This is a genomic window from Parapedobacter indicus (genome assembly GCF_900113765.1).
Lineage (GTDB): Bacteria > Bacteroidota > Bacteroidia > Sphingobacteriales > Sphingobacteriaceae > Parapedobacter > Parapedobacter indicus.
In genome coordinates this window covers 136,184-151,017 of sequence record NZ_FOQO01000001.1, presented here as the reverse complement: position 1 = coordinate 151,017, position 14,834 = coordinate 136,184, and the positions used below count along the sequence as shown (strand labels likewise).

18 protein-coding genes are annotated in these 14,834 nt (G+C 45.9%); 6 read left to right on the top strand and 12 right to left on the bottom strand.

Annotation, left to right across the window (positions count from 1 at the left end):
- Positions 1–87: 87 nt before the first annotated feature.
- From BMZ56_RS00620 to BMZ56_RS00610, 3 genes are all read right to left on the bottom strand, one after another.
- Positions 88–663 (bottom strand): TlpA family protein disulfide reductase, encoded by a 576-nt coding sequence (locus BMZ56_RS00620; protein WP_090622597.1) that lies wholly within the window; start codon positions 661–663, stop codon positions 88–90.
- A gap of 99 nt (positions 664–762) precedes the next feature.
- A complete protein-coding gene (locus BMZ56_RS00615) occupies positions 763–1,164 on the bottom strand; it encodes a hypothetical protein (RefSeq protein WP_143072809.1) in 402 nt (133 codons plus the stop codon).
- Between the two features lie 147 nt (positions 1,165–1,311).
- Positions 1,312–1,497, bottom strand: coding sequence for a hypothetical protein (locus BMZ56_RS00610; RefSeq protein WP_090622589.1), 186 nt, complete (start codon positions 1,495–1,497; stop codon positions 1,312–1,314).
- A gap of 12 nt (positions 1,498–1,509) precedes the next feature.
- On the opposite strand from BMZ56_RS00610, the gene BMZ56_RS00605 reads away from it, so the two are divergent.
- On the top strand, positions 1,510–2,208 hold the full coding sequence (locus BMZ56_RS00605) for an IclR family transcriptional regulator (RefSeq protein WP_245893057.1): 699 nt from the start codon (positions 1,510–1,512) through the stop codon (positions 2,206–2,208).
- A 67-nt stretch (positions 2,209–2,275) separates the two neighbouring features.
- Here BMZ56_RS00605 and BMZ56_RS00600 read toward each other — a convergent pair whose 3' ends face one another.
- Complete coding sequence (locus tag BMZ56_RS00600; RefSeq protein ID WP_218146417.1) at positions 2,276–2,980, bottom strand: type 1 glutamine amidotransferase domain-containing protein; 705 nt, start codon at positions 2,978–2,980, stop codon at positions 2,276–2,278.
- 190 nt (positions 2,981–3,170) lie between these two features.
- On the opposite strand from BMZ56_RS00600, the gene BMZ56_RS00595 reads away from it, so the two are divergent.
- On the top strand, positions 3,171–4,028 hold the full coding sequence (locus BMZ56_RS00595; protein ID WP_143072808.1) for a hypothetical protein: 858 nt from the start codon (positions 3,171–3,173) through the stop codon (positions 4,026–4,028).
- On the opposite strand, the gene bla is transcribed toward BMZ56_RS00595, so the two are convergent.
- From bla to BMZ56_RS00555, 8 genes are all read right to left on the bottom strand, one after another.
- Complete coding sequence (bla, locus tag BMZ56_RS00590) at positions 4,010–4,918, bottom strand: class A beta-lactamase (protein ID WP_090622579.1); 909 nt, start codon at positions 4,916–4,918, stop codon at positions 4,010–4,012. The genes BMZ56_RS00595 and bla overlap by 19 nt on opposite strands.
- Positions 4,919–5,059: 141 nt before the next feature.
- Positions 5,060–5,920 (bottom strand): sterol desaturase family protein, encoded by an 861-nt coding sequence (locus tag BMZ56_RS00585; protein ID WP_090622575.1) that lies wholly within the window; start codon positions 5,918–5,920, stop codon positions 5,060–5,062.
- Positions 5,913–6,986 (bottom strand): NAD(P)H-dependent oxidoreductase, encoded by a 1,074-nt coding sequence (locus tag BMZ56_RS00580; protein ID WP_218146415.1) that lies wholly within the window; start codon positions 6,984–6,986, stop codon positions 5,913–5,915. Before BMZ56_RS00580 ends, BMZ56_RS00585 begins: the two co-directional genes overlap by 8 nt.
- Positions 6,987–7,010: 24 nt before the next feature.
- A complete protein-coding gene (locus tag BMZ56_RS00575) occupies positions 7,011–7,715 on the bottom strand; it encodes a TIGR04283 family arsenosugar biosynthesis glycosyltransferase (protein WP_090622568.1) in 705 nt (234 codons plus the stop codon).
- Entirely contained in the window at positions 7,708–8,313 is a 606-nt protein-coding gene (locus BMZ56_RS00570; protein WP_090622565.1) for a TIGR04282 family arsenosugar biosynthesis glycosyltransferase, read from the bottom strand. The genes BMZ56_RS00575 and BMZ56_RS00570 overlap by 8 nt, the downstream gene beginning before the upstream one ends.
- A 14-nt stretch (positions 8,314–8,327) precedes the next feature.
- On the bottom strand, positions 8,328–9,377 hold the full coding sequence (gene arsS, locus BMZ56_RS00565) for an arsenosugar biosynthesis radical SAM (seleno)protein ArsS (protein WP_090622561.1): 1,050 nt from the start codon (positions 9,375–9,377) through the stop codon (positions 8,328–8,330).
- Between the two features lie 2 nt (positions 9,378–9,379).
- Positions 9,380–9,715, bottom strand: coding sequence for an arsenosugar biosynthesis-associated peroxidase-like protein (locus BMZ56_RS00560; RefSeq protein WP_090624374.1), 336 nt, complete (start codon positions 9,713–9,715; stop codon positions 9,380–9,382).
- Between the two features lie 273 nt (positions 9,716–9,988).
- Complete coding sequence (locus BMZ56_RS00555; RefSeq protein WP_090622557.1) at positions 9,989–10,612, bottom strand: YceI family protein; 624 nt, start codon at positions 10,610–10,612, stop codon at positions 9,989–9,991.
- Positions 10,613–10,831: 219 nt separating this feature from the next.
- Here BMZ56_RS00555 and BMZ56_RS00550 point away from each other — a divergent pair, with 219 nt between their 5' ends.
- The 4 genes from BMZ56_RS00550 to BMZ56_RS00535 all read left to right on the top strand — a co-directional run bounded on the left by BMZ56_RS00550 (position 10,832) and on the right by BMZ56_RS00535 (position 14,760).
- On the top strand, positions 10,832–12,004 hold the full coding sequence (locus tag BMZ56_RS00550) for a sensor histidine kinase (protein WP_090622553.1): 1,173 nt from the start codon (positions 10,832–10,834) through the stop codon (positions 12,002–12,004).
- A complete protein-coding gene (locus tag BMZ56_RS00545) occupies positions 11,995–12,708 on the top strand; it encodes a LytR/AlgR family response regulator transcription factor (protein ID WP_090622551.1) in 714 nt (237 codons plus the stop codon). The genes BMZ56_RS00550 and BMZ56_RS00545 overlap by 10 nt, the downstream gene beginning before the upstream one ends.
- Positions 12,709–12,846: 138 nt before the next feature.
- Complete coding sequence (locus tag BMZ56_RS00540) at positions 12,847–13,824, top strand: c-type cytochrome (protein ID WP_090622547.1); 978 nt, start codon at positions 12,847–12,849, stop codon at positions 13,822–13,824.
- Between the two features lie 171 nt (positions 13,825–13,995).
- Positions 13,996–14,760, top strand: a complete 765-nt coding sequence (locus tag BMZ56_RS00535) for a helix-turn-helix domain-containing protein (protein ID WP_090624372.1) — start codon at positions 13,996–13,998, stop codon at positions 14,758–14,760.
- The last annotated feature ends 74 nt before the right edge of the window (positions 14,761–14,834 follow it).

Sequence of the window (14,834 nt, the reverse complement as noted above, 5' to 3'; positions counted from 1 at the left end):
AATAGCACAGCTTTTGTTACCAAATAGCAGTCGGAAAAAATAATGGCTGCTACCCATCCGCTCCCCACGCGAAGAATGTACGATTACCTATTGATCAGCTTCCACCAGTTCGTTCAGCGCTTCTATTATCCGTGGGTCGGTATAATCCCTGCCACCCTCCATTCGGCCTACCATTTCACCATTTTTATCCAAAATGACCGTAGTCGGGATCGCGCCTCCCAGATAGTCAGACGGGATGTTGCTGGCGGGAACGTATACTGGCAAATCGTACTTATTCTCTTCCATAAACGCAGTGGATTGCGCTATTTTGTTGTCCACATCCACCATCAGAAACACGATGTCTTGGCTGCCCTTGAAAGTATGCTTCAGCTTGTTGATGGATGGCATTTCATGGATACACGGAGGACACCACGTCGCCCAGAAATTAATAAAAACGACCTTACCTTTTAGTGAGCTCAGCGATACGGTTTTTCCGTTTTGATCGGTAAATGAAACACCGGCGGTCGCCCCGGTTCCAACCCCTGCCACTTCCTCCTTCGAGGTATTTCGGTTTTCTGAATTACTTCCTTTATTCTCGTCAGCATTTCCACATGCCACGAATGAAATAGTTGCCAGTATGAAAAATCCCCAACAAATTGCCAAATTCTTGAATTGCATCTGCATATGATAAGTATTTTAATTGTGTAGCATTGTATATATCGTATATTCAACGGCGAACCGTTCCGCCGTGGATAGTTGTTCCGCGAAAAAAATCAGAAGGTACTAAATGATGAGCTTTCGGTATTGAAGGAATATCGGTAACGTTCCAGAAATTCTCAGGTTCCCATAAAAGGGATGAGGCTGTTCCTTGAAGCGCGGATCACCGAACGAACGAAGAAAATCCGCCGTAAGCAGGGCGACCGGCAATAGATTATTTACGGTGGAAAACCTGATTCGGAATACTTGCGTATCCACGGTTTTACCATTGCCACATTTCTCCAACCCGCTTCCCTGAAAAATAAGATTGCCTTTAGCGGTTTGCTGTTCTGTGTGGATGGGAATGCCGATTAGCGTTTTGATACTGCTTTTGATGGGGCAGGAAGTGAGCTGCACCAAAAGCAATGCAGCGAATACCAGAAAGTATCGCTGACAATCGTGCAGCCTATTGGATAACGTCTCTCTCACTAATCTGCGAATTTAGCCTTATTTGATTACGCGTGCAAGGAAATGCTGATAAATACCATTTTAAGCGTATCCAATAAACGGAAGAGATCGTTTGAACCCATCACAGTAAGACCGTTGCACCGAGGCAACCGTTTCGTACCGTACCACTTAAATGCTATCTCCTTGGATTCGATCCTTTTTCAAAAAGACCTTAACAGCTACAAAAACAAATACCGCGGCTACCAATAAGCCGATAGAAAGCAGCGAGATGCCCTCAGCTAAACCGATGACGGGCTTGATCAGCCCAAGGAGGAACGGCGCCGTCGCGCCCACAACGAATGCAAAAGAGAGCATGATGTTTTGGAGGTGCTCTCCCTAAATACAGACCAGGAAATCGGATTGCGCCAGATTGCGGACCAGTTGAAACTTAATCATAGCACGTGTGCCAACATTCTTAAAACATTGATCCTACGCGGTTACGTCGAAAAAGAAGATGGCAACTACCAGCTTGGTCCAAAGGCGTACTACTTAACGCATAATTTCTCTAACAAGCGCAGCCTACTGGAAGCGGCAAAACCTCATTTAAAGGCATTGCAAACCGAAATCAACGAAAGTTGCATCTTAGCAATCCTTAAAGATAACCTGCGGGTAACTATCCACAAAGAGACCAGCGAACACGAGTTGCAAGCAAATACACGTGATGAAAAACATGCATATTTGACGGCTACGGGCCGCGTACTCATTGCCACCATGTCCGTCCAAGAAAGGGAAGCATTTATTCAGCAATATGGAATGCCTGGCGACATGTGGTCCGAAGCGAAGCATCATACCGACCTACTCGGGCTACTTGAAAAAATAAAGAATGATCAGATGGCCTTGCATCACGCGGAGTCGGATATTGCCGGTGTGGCTGTCCCTGTTTTCCAGCAAGGGAAGCCCCAAGGTAGTATTGGCGTCTATTTACCGATAAGTAGGTTTAAAAATGAAAAAAAAGAAGCGATTATCGCCGCGCTCAAACAGACCGCCGAACGTATTAACCGTGATTTGAACCATAAGATTGGCTAAGTGTTTGGATAAGCCGGACATAAAACCGTTGGCAACCATACGAATTTGCTGGAAGAACAGAATACCGTCAGTTAGTTTCCGGCACTTCATTCGTCTGCAGCCGTTCAATCAGTGCTTTCGCCGTTGGTCCGGCTGATAACGGGTTTTGCCCGGTGATCAGTAGCCCGTCTACCTCCACGTGGGAAGTCATCGGAATAAGTGCAGCATGAAAATCAGCGCCCAATTCTTTGAGCCGTGTTTCCAACTTATAAGGGATGTTGTCGCTCTTCATCACCAGTGCTTCCTCTGCGTTGGAGAAAGCAGTCACCCTTTTACCATTCAGCAATTCGGGTTGCAGTTCCACTGCTTTGATTAAAGCCGCCGGACCGTGGCATACCGCTGCCACCGGTTTGCCGGAATTATAGAAATCAAGGATGATCCTGGCGCATGTTTCATCGTTCGCCAAGTCCCACAGCGGTCCGTGCCCCCCCGGCAAAAACAATGCATCGTATTCTTCCGGATTGACAGCGTCCAGTTTGCGTGTCGTGCCAAAGGCGGTTTGAGCAGCAGGATCATCATTAAACCTGCGGTTGGATGCCGTGAGGTTTTCGGTAAGCTTGCTTATTGGGTCTATCGGCGGCTGACCGCCTTGGGGAGAAGCCAGCGTAATTTCATATCCCTGGTCTAGCAGTTCATAGTATGGATCTGTAAATTCGCCCAGCCAGACACCGGTTTTGCTATCGGTATTTTCCATAGCCGAATGCGAAGTGAGTATCATCAGTATCTTTTTCATATCCTAATAGTTAGATTATCAGTAAAGCAGTCAAGTACCAAGCCCGCCGGAAATTGATTAACAGTTGGGGTTCAAACTTGTTTTACTTTTAATTCCTGTCGAAGCCTGCTGAACTCAGCAAGAAAGGGGGCATAAGTCGACATATGGAATTTCCGAGTAATATTCATCAATAAATAAATGAGTATTGGGTATGAAGTTTACAGTTATCGGCGGCTTATCGTTTGTGTTATGCATGATCACGGCCTCATTTCCAGGTTATGCCACCGAACAGGCTCCAGATCGGTTGGTTATCGGTGGAGACACGTTGCTTCTACATGCATTGCCGCTCGAACAATGGAAAGAACGAAACCAATGGGACAAACCGTTTTTTCCTGATTCACTTCTTGAAATAAACACCGGCTGCTGGCGCGGATACATTGCGTATTGGGAGGTGATAGATAACCGGCTGTACCTGACAGATATTTACAATTGCGACCGGAGCGCCAAGACGGAACTGGATGTGCTATTTCCGGGAAAAGTACAGGACAACCGTGTGTATGCCGATTGGTTTTCGGACACGGTGACCACTTATAACGGGGAATTGATCTATTACGAACACTCGGGGTTTTCCGCGATCTACGAGCATGAGTGGGAACTTGTATTTGCCGAAGGGCACAAGATAAGCGAGAAGTATTTTGACAATTCTTTATCCAAGAATACCCCAGTGATTATGTGGGACGGTCATGACCTAATCCCCATGATTGACTCGCTCATCAACTGGTCGACGCTTCCACCCGTCGAGGAAGAATTGAAAGTGGTGTTATGGGTAGAAACGGACGAACAGGGACGCCTGGATTCGATCCACTTTGAACGATCGGAATCCGACCCCTTCAATCGGGAGGCAGTGCGGGTATTGGGCTTGGTAACGCATCGTCTACCGATTATCTATAAACGCGGCCGCTTCCTCCCAAAAATTTTTGCTGTGCCTTTCGTATTCACCCCTGAAAAACAGCGGCGATTTCGAAGCGTTGCTAACATAACCAGTGAAGATTACCTTGCTGTGAAATAATCGTACGCGGCTTTAGAGACCTCGGCGATCGCTTTAGCACTTACGGATTCTTCCTCTTTGCTATCCGTTACTAGAACCGTCATATAAAAAACATCGCCATTCGGTAAACTGACCACGCCGATATCATTTACCGCGGCAGTAATTCCCGTTTGTTTGTTTTGTCCCGAATATCCCGTTTTATGGGCAACGACGGTTCCTGTTGGCAGGTCTCCCTTAATGCGATTAACGCCTGTCTTCGTTCCACGCATCGTATCCCACAGAAATTGATGCGATGTAGGCGATAATAGCCTTTTACGATTGGTATAATAGTCGTATAAAATATGGTTGCACGATCCAACGGTTGTCCAATTGGCAAATTGTAGGTCCCATTCTTTTTGCTGGACCGCTTCCGTTAACTTGATAGAAAGATTGCCATAACCTTTATCCGAAAAATAGGCCTGAACGGCATCCGGCCCGCCTAGTAGTTCAAAGAGAATATCGCAACCCACATTGTCACTCTCAGCAATGGTATACTTAATCACTTCGCTCAAAGGCAGGGTTACTCCATCTGGATATTTGTCTTTTATGGGACTATATAGATCGGTAGTGACCGCGGCCTTTGACACGCGAATTGGCTGGTCCAATTTTAAAATCCCGTTATCTACTTGATTTAATACCGCAATTCCTAGATGAAATTTGTAAACACTTTGAAAAGGGAAGTGATAGTTGCCCGCTACAATCAGGCTGTCGCTAAAATCCTGGTTGTGAACAGCGATTCCAATGCGGGCTTGATAGTTAGCCAAAATCCGCTCAATATCCTTTCTTAGCGTTGCCTTATCTTGAGCGAAGCCAAATTGGCATAACAGGAAAAGGAAAATAGTGGCGATGGATTTGCATGATGTGCTGTTCATATCTTTCTTATTTTGGGTTGTAAGTTCTCAATTTCCTTTGTAATTCGCAATTGAAAGCCAGGGCAAATTTAGCTGTAGCGTTTCTTGCCAATGAGAAACCGCGGCAGCCCCCTCGGCATTGCAACGCCTTCGAAAAAGATATCATTTTTCCAATTGATTCCGGTTTTCTTTCTTTTCGTCGCCCGAAGCGCCGTGTCCTACACTTGGCCAGGGACGGATTTTCGTAAAGGGCAGTTTGAAGAGCCGGCCAATAGTCAATTCACTTTCGTCGGCATAGGACGGTACGCCCGTTATGATCCTGTTTTGAGGGACATTCAGACGGACCGTGCGGTGTATCCGGTCCCAAACCGAAAAAACAATCGCGTAATTACTATCGGTTTCCCGCTTGACAACCGAATGGTGAATGCCATGCATACGCGGGGTAACAACCAGGAAATTCAACGTCTTTTCCAACCGGAATGGCATTTTTAGGTTGCTGTGGTGAAATTGTGTGGCGGCCTCAAAGGCAATTTCATAAATCAACACGGCGACAGGACTGGCGCCAATCAAAACAACGGCTGCGCCGCGGAAAAGCACCGACCCGACCAGCTCCCCGAAATGAAAACGGAATGCGGTCGTGATATCCAAGTCAAGATCGCAGTGATGCACCAAATGGAAGCGCCAAAGAACCGGCAACTTATGGAGTAAAATGTGCCACAGATAATTGCTATAATCAAGTAGCAGAAAGGCGATTGCCCCCTCAATAAGTGGAGCCGCGTCAAATAGCTGGTTGAGGCCGATGTGCCAAGACTGGTTTTTCACGGCCAGCCAAACCATTGCCGGAATCAGCATCAGCCGGAGCAGTAAAAACGCCGGTATCGAAACAATAAAATTAATAATTATCCGCTTCCATCGGCCTTGTACCCGTTTGCGCAGCTGGTAGTTGCTTTCGAGGAAAAAAAGCAAGACAAAGAAAATGACCAGTACAGGTGCGCCGTAAACATCGAAAATGGACCTAATCATGGCGCCTTAGTTTTTCTCCCTCACCTTTCTTGGTGTGCCAAGTGGCATCTTTATTCAGTCCGAGGTCCTCCTGTGTCCGGGGTGAAGAACCTTTGGGCGCTTTGCCCACCATCATGCGGACGTACCGTATGCCATCTTTTACGTTTCCCCAAAAATGCGTTGGTGCTTTATAACCGAAGGCTCGGTACCGGTTGGGCGGCACTTTGCCTTTCTGCCGGACAAAATTTTCGAAATCCCGCACCCAAGCGGAAAATGAGGCCATAAATTCGTTCTCATCAACCATATGTTCCGCTTGGTTATCGCTGTATTTCTTGTCTTTACCGGTAATGCCGCATTTCCAAAGATGATCAGGCACTTCTACGCCTCCATACCGGCATTGCCACACCAATGGCGCATACGCATTGCGTTCATTCGCAAAAGGTTCGTCAACGGGGTCGAAATAATGTTTATGCTGCAGGATTTTTGGGCGCCCGGCTTCGTCTAGTTCATCGCCTCCCTCGTCTCCATAACAAAAGAAGGCTGCGGTCCGTCCTTCCAAATGATTCAGGCTCATCGCTTCCCACTGGGCGGTGTGTTCCAAAGCCATTGCTTTTTCCGGATTCTTGTGGTCAATGCTTTTTTCATCCGGATTGCCACCATTCATGCACACCAGCCGATCGAACATCAATTTTAGGTTGCTACTGCAGCTATACCAGTTGATGGGGCCGATAATTGCCCAGGCATCCGCCATATCCAACCGGGCGTATAGATCTAGGTTCCACATCAGGTCGGGTTCTTTACGACTATCCTTTTCATAACAATTGCAGGGCCATACACAAAGGGCCATTGCCGTCGACACACAGGCATTGCAACTTTGTATTCTTTCTCTTGCGTAAACGTTGCCCAGGTCTTCGTAATCGATTTCCCATTCCTTGGGTAACATTTCCGCCATCTTTAACATCAGCGTCCTGGATTTGCTATCAACCCCCGGGCAATTATATTGCCTTCTTTGCGAGCCCGATATAATCAGCACCCGAAAGGGCCGCTGTGCCGGCGGTAATTTTGCATTTTCATCATTGGGCTTCATAGTTATCAACTCAATTAACAATGATTATCTCCTCACAAATCTCCGATGCAACTTGACCAAACGGGCCTGTGAATATCCGAGGTAGTATAAAATCCACGTGGCATAAAAAATGCCTTGCATCCGGTATATGCCATTTTCCAGGTATTTCCTGGCGGAAGTGACAACGTTGTCGTTGAGCACGGCAAATTTTCCGTGCTTCTTTAAGCGGTGTATGATCTCTTGGTCTTCCATGATGTACAAATCTTCCCTGAATCCACCCGACTTCTGAAATACCGCTTTGGTAACGAATAGACTTTGATCGCCAAAGCGGAAGGCATTAAGATCAAACCGGGTAAACCAGGCATTCGCCCTCAAAAACCAATGGTGACAGTCAAAGGCAAGCCGGAAGCATCCGCTTTTTACCCCCTGTGAATGGGCCGCGTGAATGTCATGCATAAAGTTAGTAGGTGGGGTGCTATCTGCATGAAGAAAATAAAGCATTTCTCCGGTTGCCCGGGCACCCCCTTTGTTCATCTGAGCCGCTCTACCCTTCCGTTCGCTTTGCACAACGATTGCCCGCGCAGCGGCAGCCAAAGCGACCGTATCATCGGTACTGCCACCGTCTACGACAATTATTTCTGTATGATGCGTCTCATTCGCCGCATGTATTTTGTTGAGTGTACGCACGATATGCCCAGCCTCATTGTATGTCGGGATGATGATACTTAGGAAGGTTTGCCGATTATCCATGTTGGTTCATTTTTGCCAGATGCGGCAGGTCTTTTTCTTCATCCACATCGGGCAACGGCGGCAAAAGCGAATAACTAAGTTCGTCGTTTTTGCAAATCGCTACGGTCTTCTCAAAAACGGTTGCTGTACTCCACGGAATATTTTCGAACAGCATTGGGTGCACTCGCTTCATTCCCAACAAATAGTAACCACCGTCATATGCGGGACCAATGACAACATCCCGTTTGTCCAGTGTATCGAAAGCGGCTGCTACAATCGTTTCATCGATAGCTGGGCAGTCCGCACCAACAATTACTGCTTTGGCATACCCCTGCCTGAACACATCCGCAAATGCATTTTTCATTCGCTCCCCTAAGTCGACGCCATGCTGCGTGGTGCTTCGAAAACCAGAGACAGTTCTATTATCAGGCGCCGTCTCATCGGAATAAAAAATAATTTTTTCGACTTCTACTTTCGTCGCTATATCCAAGGTATGGTTCAACAGTTGCCGATAAATTTCCAAAGCCGCGGCAGGGCCGATGGAAACGGCAAGACGGGTCTTTACCTTGCCATAAACAGGCCTCTTGGCAAATATGATTAGGATATCCGTTTGCGCCATACATGCTGCGTTAGTTAAGCAATCGTACCTCCACAGCTTGATCCCGATCCAGCTGTGCACCCATAGCAATGGTTGTCTACAACGATTTCTCTTTCCTTTAACATCTGATCATTGAATTCGCGGATGTGTTGACTCAGACAGTTGACTTTCAATTCCAACATCTGATTAAAATCGCAATCGTACAGATAGCCGTCCCATCCTACGGAAAGAGTGTTGCGGCACATTACGTTCGCCGCTGCTGCCGGATTATATGCATGGATAAGCTTTTCCATATAGTTTTCGTAATTTCCGCTCATCAGTAAATAATCAAGAAAACGGCTGATGGGCATATTCGTAATGACAAACAACTCGTTGAATTCAATGGAAAACCGCTGCCTCAGTACCTCTCTAAAAGTTTTTTCCAAAGCGGTCTGGCCGGATGGCAAAAAAGCGCCTGAAGGATTGTAAACCAGGTTGAGTTTTAATCCGGATCCCTCTTTTCCATAGCCGATACGGTTGAGCAGCTGAAGTGCGCGGATGCTGGCGTCAAATACACCGTCGCCCCGTTGCCTGTCGGTCCTGTCCTGGGCATAGAAGGGAAGAGAGGAAACGACTTCAACACGATGTTTCCGATAGAAGTCTGGCAGGTCGGCATATTTTTTATTCGCCACGATGATGGTGAGATTACATCGTACGATAACCTGCTTATCCAATCGGGTCAGTTGTTCCACAAACCAGCGGAAGTTGGGATTCATCTCGGGGGCTCCGCCGGTAATGTCTACAACGGTGAGCTGCTCATGCTGTCGAAGTACGTCAAGGCATTGTTGCATGGTCTCCGCAGTCATGATCTCTTTCCGATCCGGCCCGGCATCCACGTGGCAATGCTTACATGTTTGATTGCACATCTTACCAATATTGATCTGCAAGGTGTCAATTTGCCCGGGCTTGAGGGGATACGACTGGGATTGTGCCAATTTATCCCGGAAGGAAATAGGGATGGTAGAGCCATCTTGCCCATATACCAGGATGGCTAACTGCGCGCGGGCATCGGCAAGGGAATGATGTTGTGCCTTTAATGATTTCATCGTTACATGGCTATTTTCTTTACCTTATTCATCATTTGCACCCCGTGCACCAGGGAAGCTCCTCCCCGTATGGCCGCCGCAACATGAACCGCTTCCATCATCTGCGCTTCGCTCCATCCTTTTTCATAGGCATCCGTACTATAGGCATCGATACAGTACGGGCATTGCACGGCATGTGCTACTGCCAGGGCAATCAGCGATTTTTCCCGCGCTGATAATTCGCTGTCCTTAAATACCTCCCCATAGTAAGCGAAAAAGCGATCTCCCAACTCTTTTTGAAATTCGCCGATGTTACCGAACTTTGCTAGATCCTTTTCATCATAATAGTGTTCACTCATGGTGCTGTTTTTGGTTAAAATAAGCTTCAATACCTTTGATTCTCTATGATTAACAGCCTAAAACCTTCAATGTTTTCAAGGGGGATTAAGCTTTCCTTCTTATCCTGAAAGAATCCGTCTCCCGTCTATTCCAGACCGTATTGATAAAGTCCAAAATCAATTGCTTTTCGCTGTTCATCTTTCTTTAAGTGTGATTTAAAACCTTGTGTTGTTTTAGAATGTGCGTAGCAGTGCGTTTATCAATCCGCTGATTTGCAGGATCGGCGCGTCCCACTAAAATCGGATTGCTTTCAGGTCTATATCTACTTCGATTTCATTCTTGATCTTGTCCGCTGCCGGTAGATTGACGTCAGAAGCATAGGTCATCCCCCATTTGGTACGATCAAACGTGAAATTGGAAACGATCTCCACATCCGTAGCAGAAATCGCAATCTTGGCAGGAATATCCAACGGAAGTGATTTACCCAACAGCTTGAAATCCCCTTTGATCAAATAATTATTGCCTTTGGGATCAACTGCAGCGGTTTTCTGCGCCGAACGTACCGTGTAAACCACCTGTGGATAAAGAGCCAGGTTAAAAAAATCTGCGCTTTGCAGGTGATGTGTCAGTTCCAGCTTTTTATCCGCCGGCAGATCATTCGTGACGACAATAGAAGAAATGGGAATACTAATTTCCCCACCCGTGATCTCTTCGCCTTTTAATAGGAAGTCCTCCGCCTCCAGTGCGATCGTACCCGAATTAAAATAGCCCGTTTCAAGGTACCCCTTCCAAGCTGCAGTGGAACCTGTTTCCACAGCCAGTACCTCTTCTCCCGCTGCTACTGATCCATTTTCTTTTTTGCATGCCATAAATACAACAGACAAGCAAATGGCAATCATTACATTTTTCATTTTCATGCTTCAATTAATTTTTCTGCAAGTATCCTTACTTTGATAGCTGACTGATAACGCCGTCGACGGAATGCATGATTTCGTCGACACTTAGCTGGAAATATACTACGCGATGCGACCCTGCCATTGAAAAGGTCGTAAATCGTAGGATATGTCGTTGGTCGACAAATAATTGCACACTGTCGACCGTTGCTTGGAATCTTCGGAAATTAAATACTTTTGTATATGGAAATGAACACCAGATGGACGGCTAACGGTCGTGTGCTTATGCACGTGACTTTTTGGTTGTGTATTGTCGTCTTCCTAACCACGCTGTTCGAGGTGGAAGGGCCCGGATTTAAGGCAGCATTCAATACCGTCATGATGTTGCTTCCCGTACATGTTGTCTATTTCTATACCCTGAGCTATGTAATTATTCCCAAATACCTCTACACCCGGAAATTTTTACAGTTGACGCTGTGCTTTGTCCTCCTTGCTGTCGGTTGCGTGCTGATGTACCGGATCATTGAGATTCTTTTTGCGGATCCCTATTTTTTTAAGGAGATGCGTAAACTTAATCCTGACTGGAAATGGCAGAAAATAAAGGGTACCTTTTTGGAGCAGCTTACAAACATGGAGTACCTGATTCATGGGTTGGAGCAGAGCAATTCGGTCGTATGGATAGCGCTGGTCATTAAGTTTTTCCGCATGTGGTATGAGCGCAAGCAGGTCGCGTTACAGGCCGAGCTCAATTTTTTGAAGTCACAGATCCATCCGCATTTCCTTTTTAACACCCTGAATAATCTATATGCGCTCACGCTCAATCAATCGCCCAAATCACCGGAGGTGGTATTGGGGTTATCGGATATACTGCGTTACATGCTTTACGAGTGCAATGCCGATTACGTATCGCTGAAGCGGGATGTGGTCATTATACAAAATTACCTAACGTTGGAACAACTGCGCTATGGAGACCGCTTAGATCTTAATTTCAGTATAAAAGGAACGATAGCGGATCAACGCGTCTCTCCCCTATTGATGATCCCGCTGATCGAAAATGCCTTTAAGCATGGAGCCAGCGAGATAACCGAGGAGGCCTGGATTAATATAGACCTCGATGTGGATGCCTATCAGCTGAAACTAAAAGTATCTAACAGCAAGCCGAGTCAGCCGATCGAGCGGGACGCGGCCTGTGGCAACATTGGTCTTCAGAATTTAAAAAAGCGGCTCGAGTTGATGTATCCTGAAACCCATCGGTTAACCATCTATGATGAAGAAGATATGTATCTGGCAATTCTACAGATAAACTTTGGTACAGTCCCCTATTTGGCAACAACAACGGAAAGAGAAGCTTCGTTTGATTCAGGTCATATGGCTACTATTTTTTCGAAAACCAAAACCAGTCGGTCATGGAAATAAAAACAGTCATTGTCGATGACGAACCTCATGCACTCGACATTATCGAAAAATATATAGCCAACTTTCCGGACTTGCAACTGGTGGCTAAATGTAGCAATGCAGTGCAGGCATTCCAGATTCTCCAGAAGAACAAGATCGATCTGCTATTTCTCGACATTAAGATGCCGGGACTACTCGGTACGGACCTGGTCAGAACGCTAAAGAATCCACCCCGGATTATCTTTACTACCGCTTATCAGGATTATGCCCTTGAAGGATTTGACCTGAATGCCGTGGACTACCTGCTCAAACCCATTCCTTTCGATCGCTTTTTAAAGGCAATGGATAAGGTATTCCATGGTTACCGACCTGATTTCTTGCCCATTAGGGCATCCAGCTCAACGTCAAATGTCAAGAACGAAAGTTTTCTTTATCTCCGTGTCGACCGCAAAAATGTGAAGCTTAATGTAGACGATATTTATTGGGTAGAAAGCCTAAAAGACTATATTAAAGTTGTCCTAGCCGACAAGACGTATATCAGTAAGCAGAAAATCAGCGTGTTGGCGGAGCTACTGCCCGAAGAAAAATTTGTCCGGATACACCGTTCCTTTATTGTTTCTATTGAAAAAGTCCAAAGTTATCATTCCTTTGCTATTGAAATCTTAGGCAAGGAACTACCTATTGGCAGAAATTATAAAGATGAACTCCGTAAACGGCTGAGATAAGTTTACGCTATATTTCTGCCGTTTGTCGTCATAAATAAGCTGTCTGTCGATCTTTATTGGACAACCACTAACACCGGTTGATATTTGTAAAAATGAATATCTGTTTTCTCGAATGCAACTTACATAAACGAATAAAACATGAAATTTTTAAAAGTTTTCGGCATTGTCATGGGTGTGGTCATATTTCTGGCATTGGGCACCGGTTTGTATGTAAATTTTGCGATGCCGAATGTAGGCGATGCGCCGGATATTAAGGTTAGTAGCGATAGTGCAAGCATAGAAAGAGGAGAATATTTAGCCATGCATGTGGCGGTATGTATGGACTGCCACAGCCAACGGAACTGGCACGTCTTTAGTGGCCCTATAACAAAAGGAACCGAAGGAAGCGGTGGGGAGCTATTTGCAAAAGAAGCTGGATTTCCGGGCACGATCTATTCCACCAATCTGACGCCCTACGGCTTGTCCGATTGGACAGACGGTGAGATCTACCGTGCCGTTACCGCGGGGGTAGGCAAGGACGGTCGAGCCCTGTTTCCAGTCATGGGCTATCACCGTTTCGGGCAGATGGACAAAGCAGATGTGTACAGCATCATCGCCTACTTACGGACACTACCGGCTGTCAAGAATGATATTCCTGCACCTGAATTGGATTTTCCGGTCAATCTCCTGAACAAGCTATCTCCGTCGCCTGCGGTCCACCAATTGAAACCATTGCCAAGTGATACGACTAACTACGGTGCGTATTTGGTTAACGTTGCAGGCTGTGTCGACTGTCATAGCAAACAGGATAAAGGGCAGGTAGTGCCCGGTAGTGAATTCGGTGGCGGCATGGAATTTCGTCAGCCTGCGGGTGTCATCCGTGCTCCTAATATTACCATGCACCCGGAGACTGGGATCGGAGCATGGACGAAAGCGCTTTTTGTAAATAAATTTAAGGCGTATGCGGATAGCAGTTACCATCCCAAACCAATGGCTAAGGACGAGCTCAATTCGCCTATGCCGTGGACAATGTATGCCGGCATGAGCAAGCAAGATCTCGAAGCTATTTACGTCTACTTAAAAAGTCTGGAACCGAAGAATGTACCTATTCTGGTCAGAAGCTATGCAAAAAGGTAACTGTCTCCTGCAAGAAAGTCCCCGCAACGCTTTCACTCCCCAAAAATTTAACTGGGCAGATTGAAAACGAATTGTTAAATTTCGTCCACGAAATAACTAAACGTTGACGGTAAGGCAACGAACGACAACATCGTATGGTAAGAAATGACCGTTAAAACCAACGTAAAACGAATGAGGTTTGACAAATACATACCGATAGAAGCACTAAAGCCCTACATCAAATACTTCGTGGTGTCGGAAAGTGAATGCGAAAATGAATACAAGGTTTTTCCTTCATCGGGATTAGTAGTCGGATTTCAATATAACGGTCAGCTTTCAACAGTAAAAGACAGGGCGGTAAACCATCTTGCTTCTGCCGGCATAACCGGGATTACGGACGGCTATAAAATTTTCAGGGGTTCGGCAAACATTGGAACCATTTTGGTTTACTTTACGGAAACCGGATTTTCCAATTTTGCTATGCTCCCCTCCCACGAATTATTTAATCTAAGCATTCCACTCAATGATGTTTTCGACGCAAGAAGTATCAACGAGGTAGAAGAAAAACTAACCTGTGCAGCCACGGACAATCAACGGATAAAAATCGTTGAACAATTTCTGTCATCACAACTTAAAGATATACAAACGGATAAACTTATAGCAGAAGCCGTAAAGCTCATTCGCCAAAGTAAAGGAGCCATCCGCATTAAGGAGTTAAACGAAAAGCTGGGTATCAGTCAAAGCCCGCTCGAAAAGCGTTTCAGAAAGATGGTCGGAACCACGCCTAAAAAATTTGCCTCTATCATCCGTTTCAATGCAGTACTCGACAACTTGAATCACACAAAATCGCTCATCGAACTATGCTATCAGCATAACTTTTTCGATCAGGCACACTTCGTTAAAGACTTCAAGCAATATACGGGAGATACGCCTGAAAATTTTAAACGCTTCTTGTAAGAAAAACGATTTTTTACAATTCCAGCATTTTTCGGCAGTGCATCTTTGCAATGTAATCTTAATACAAAGATTCA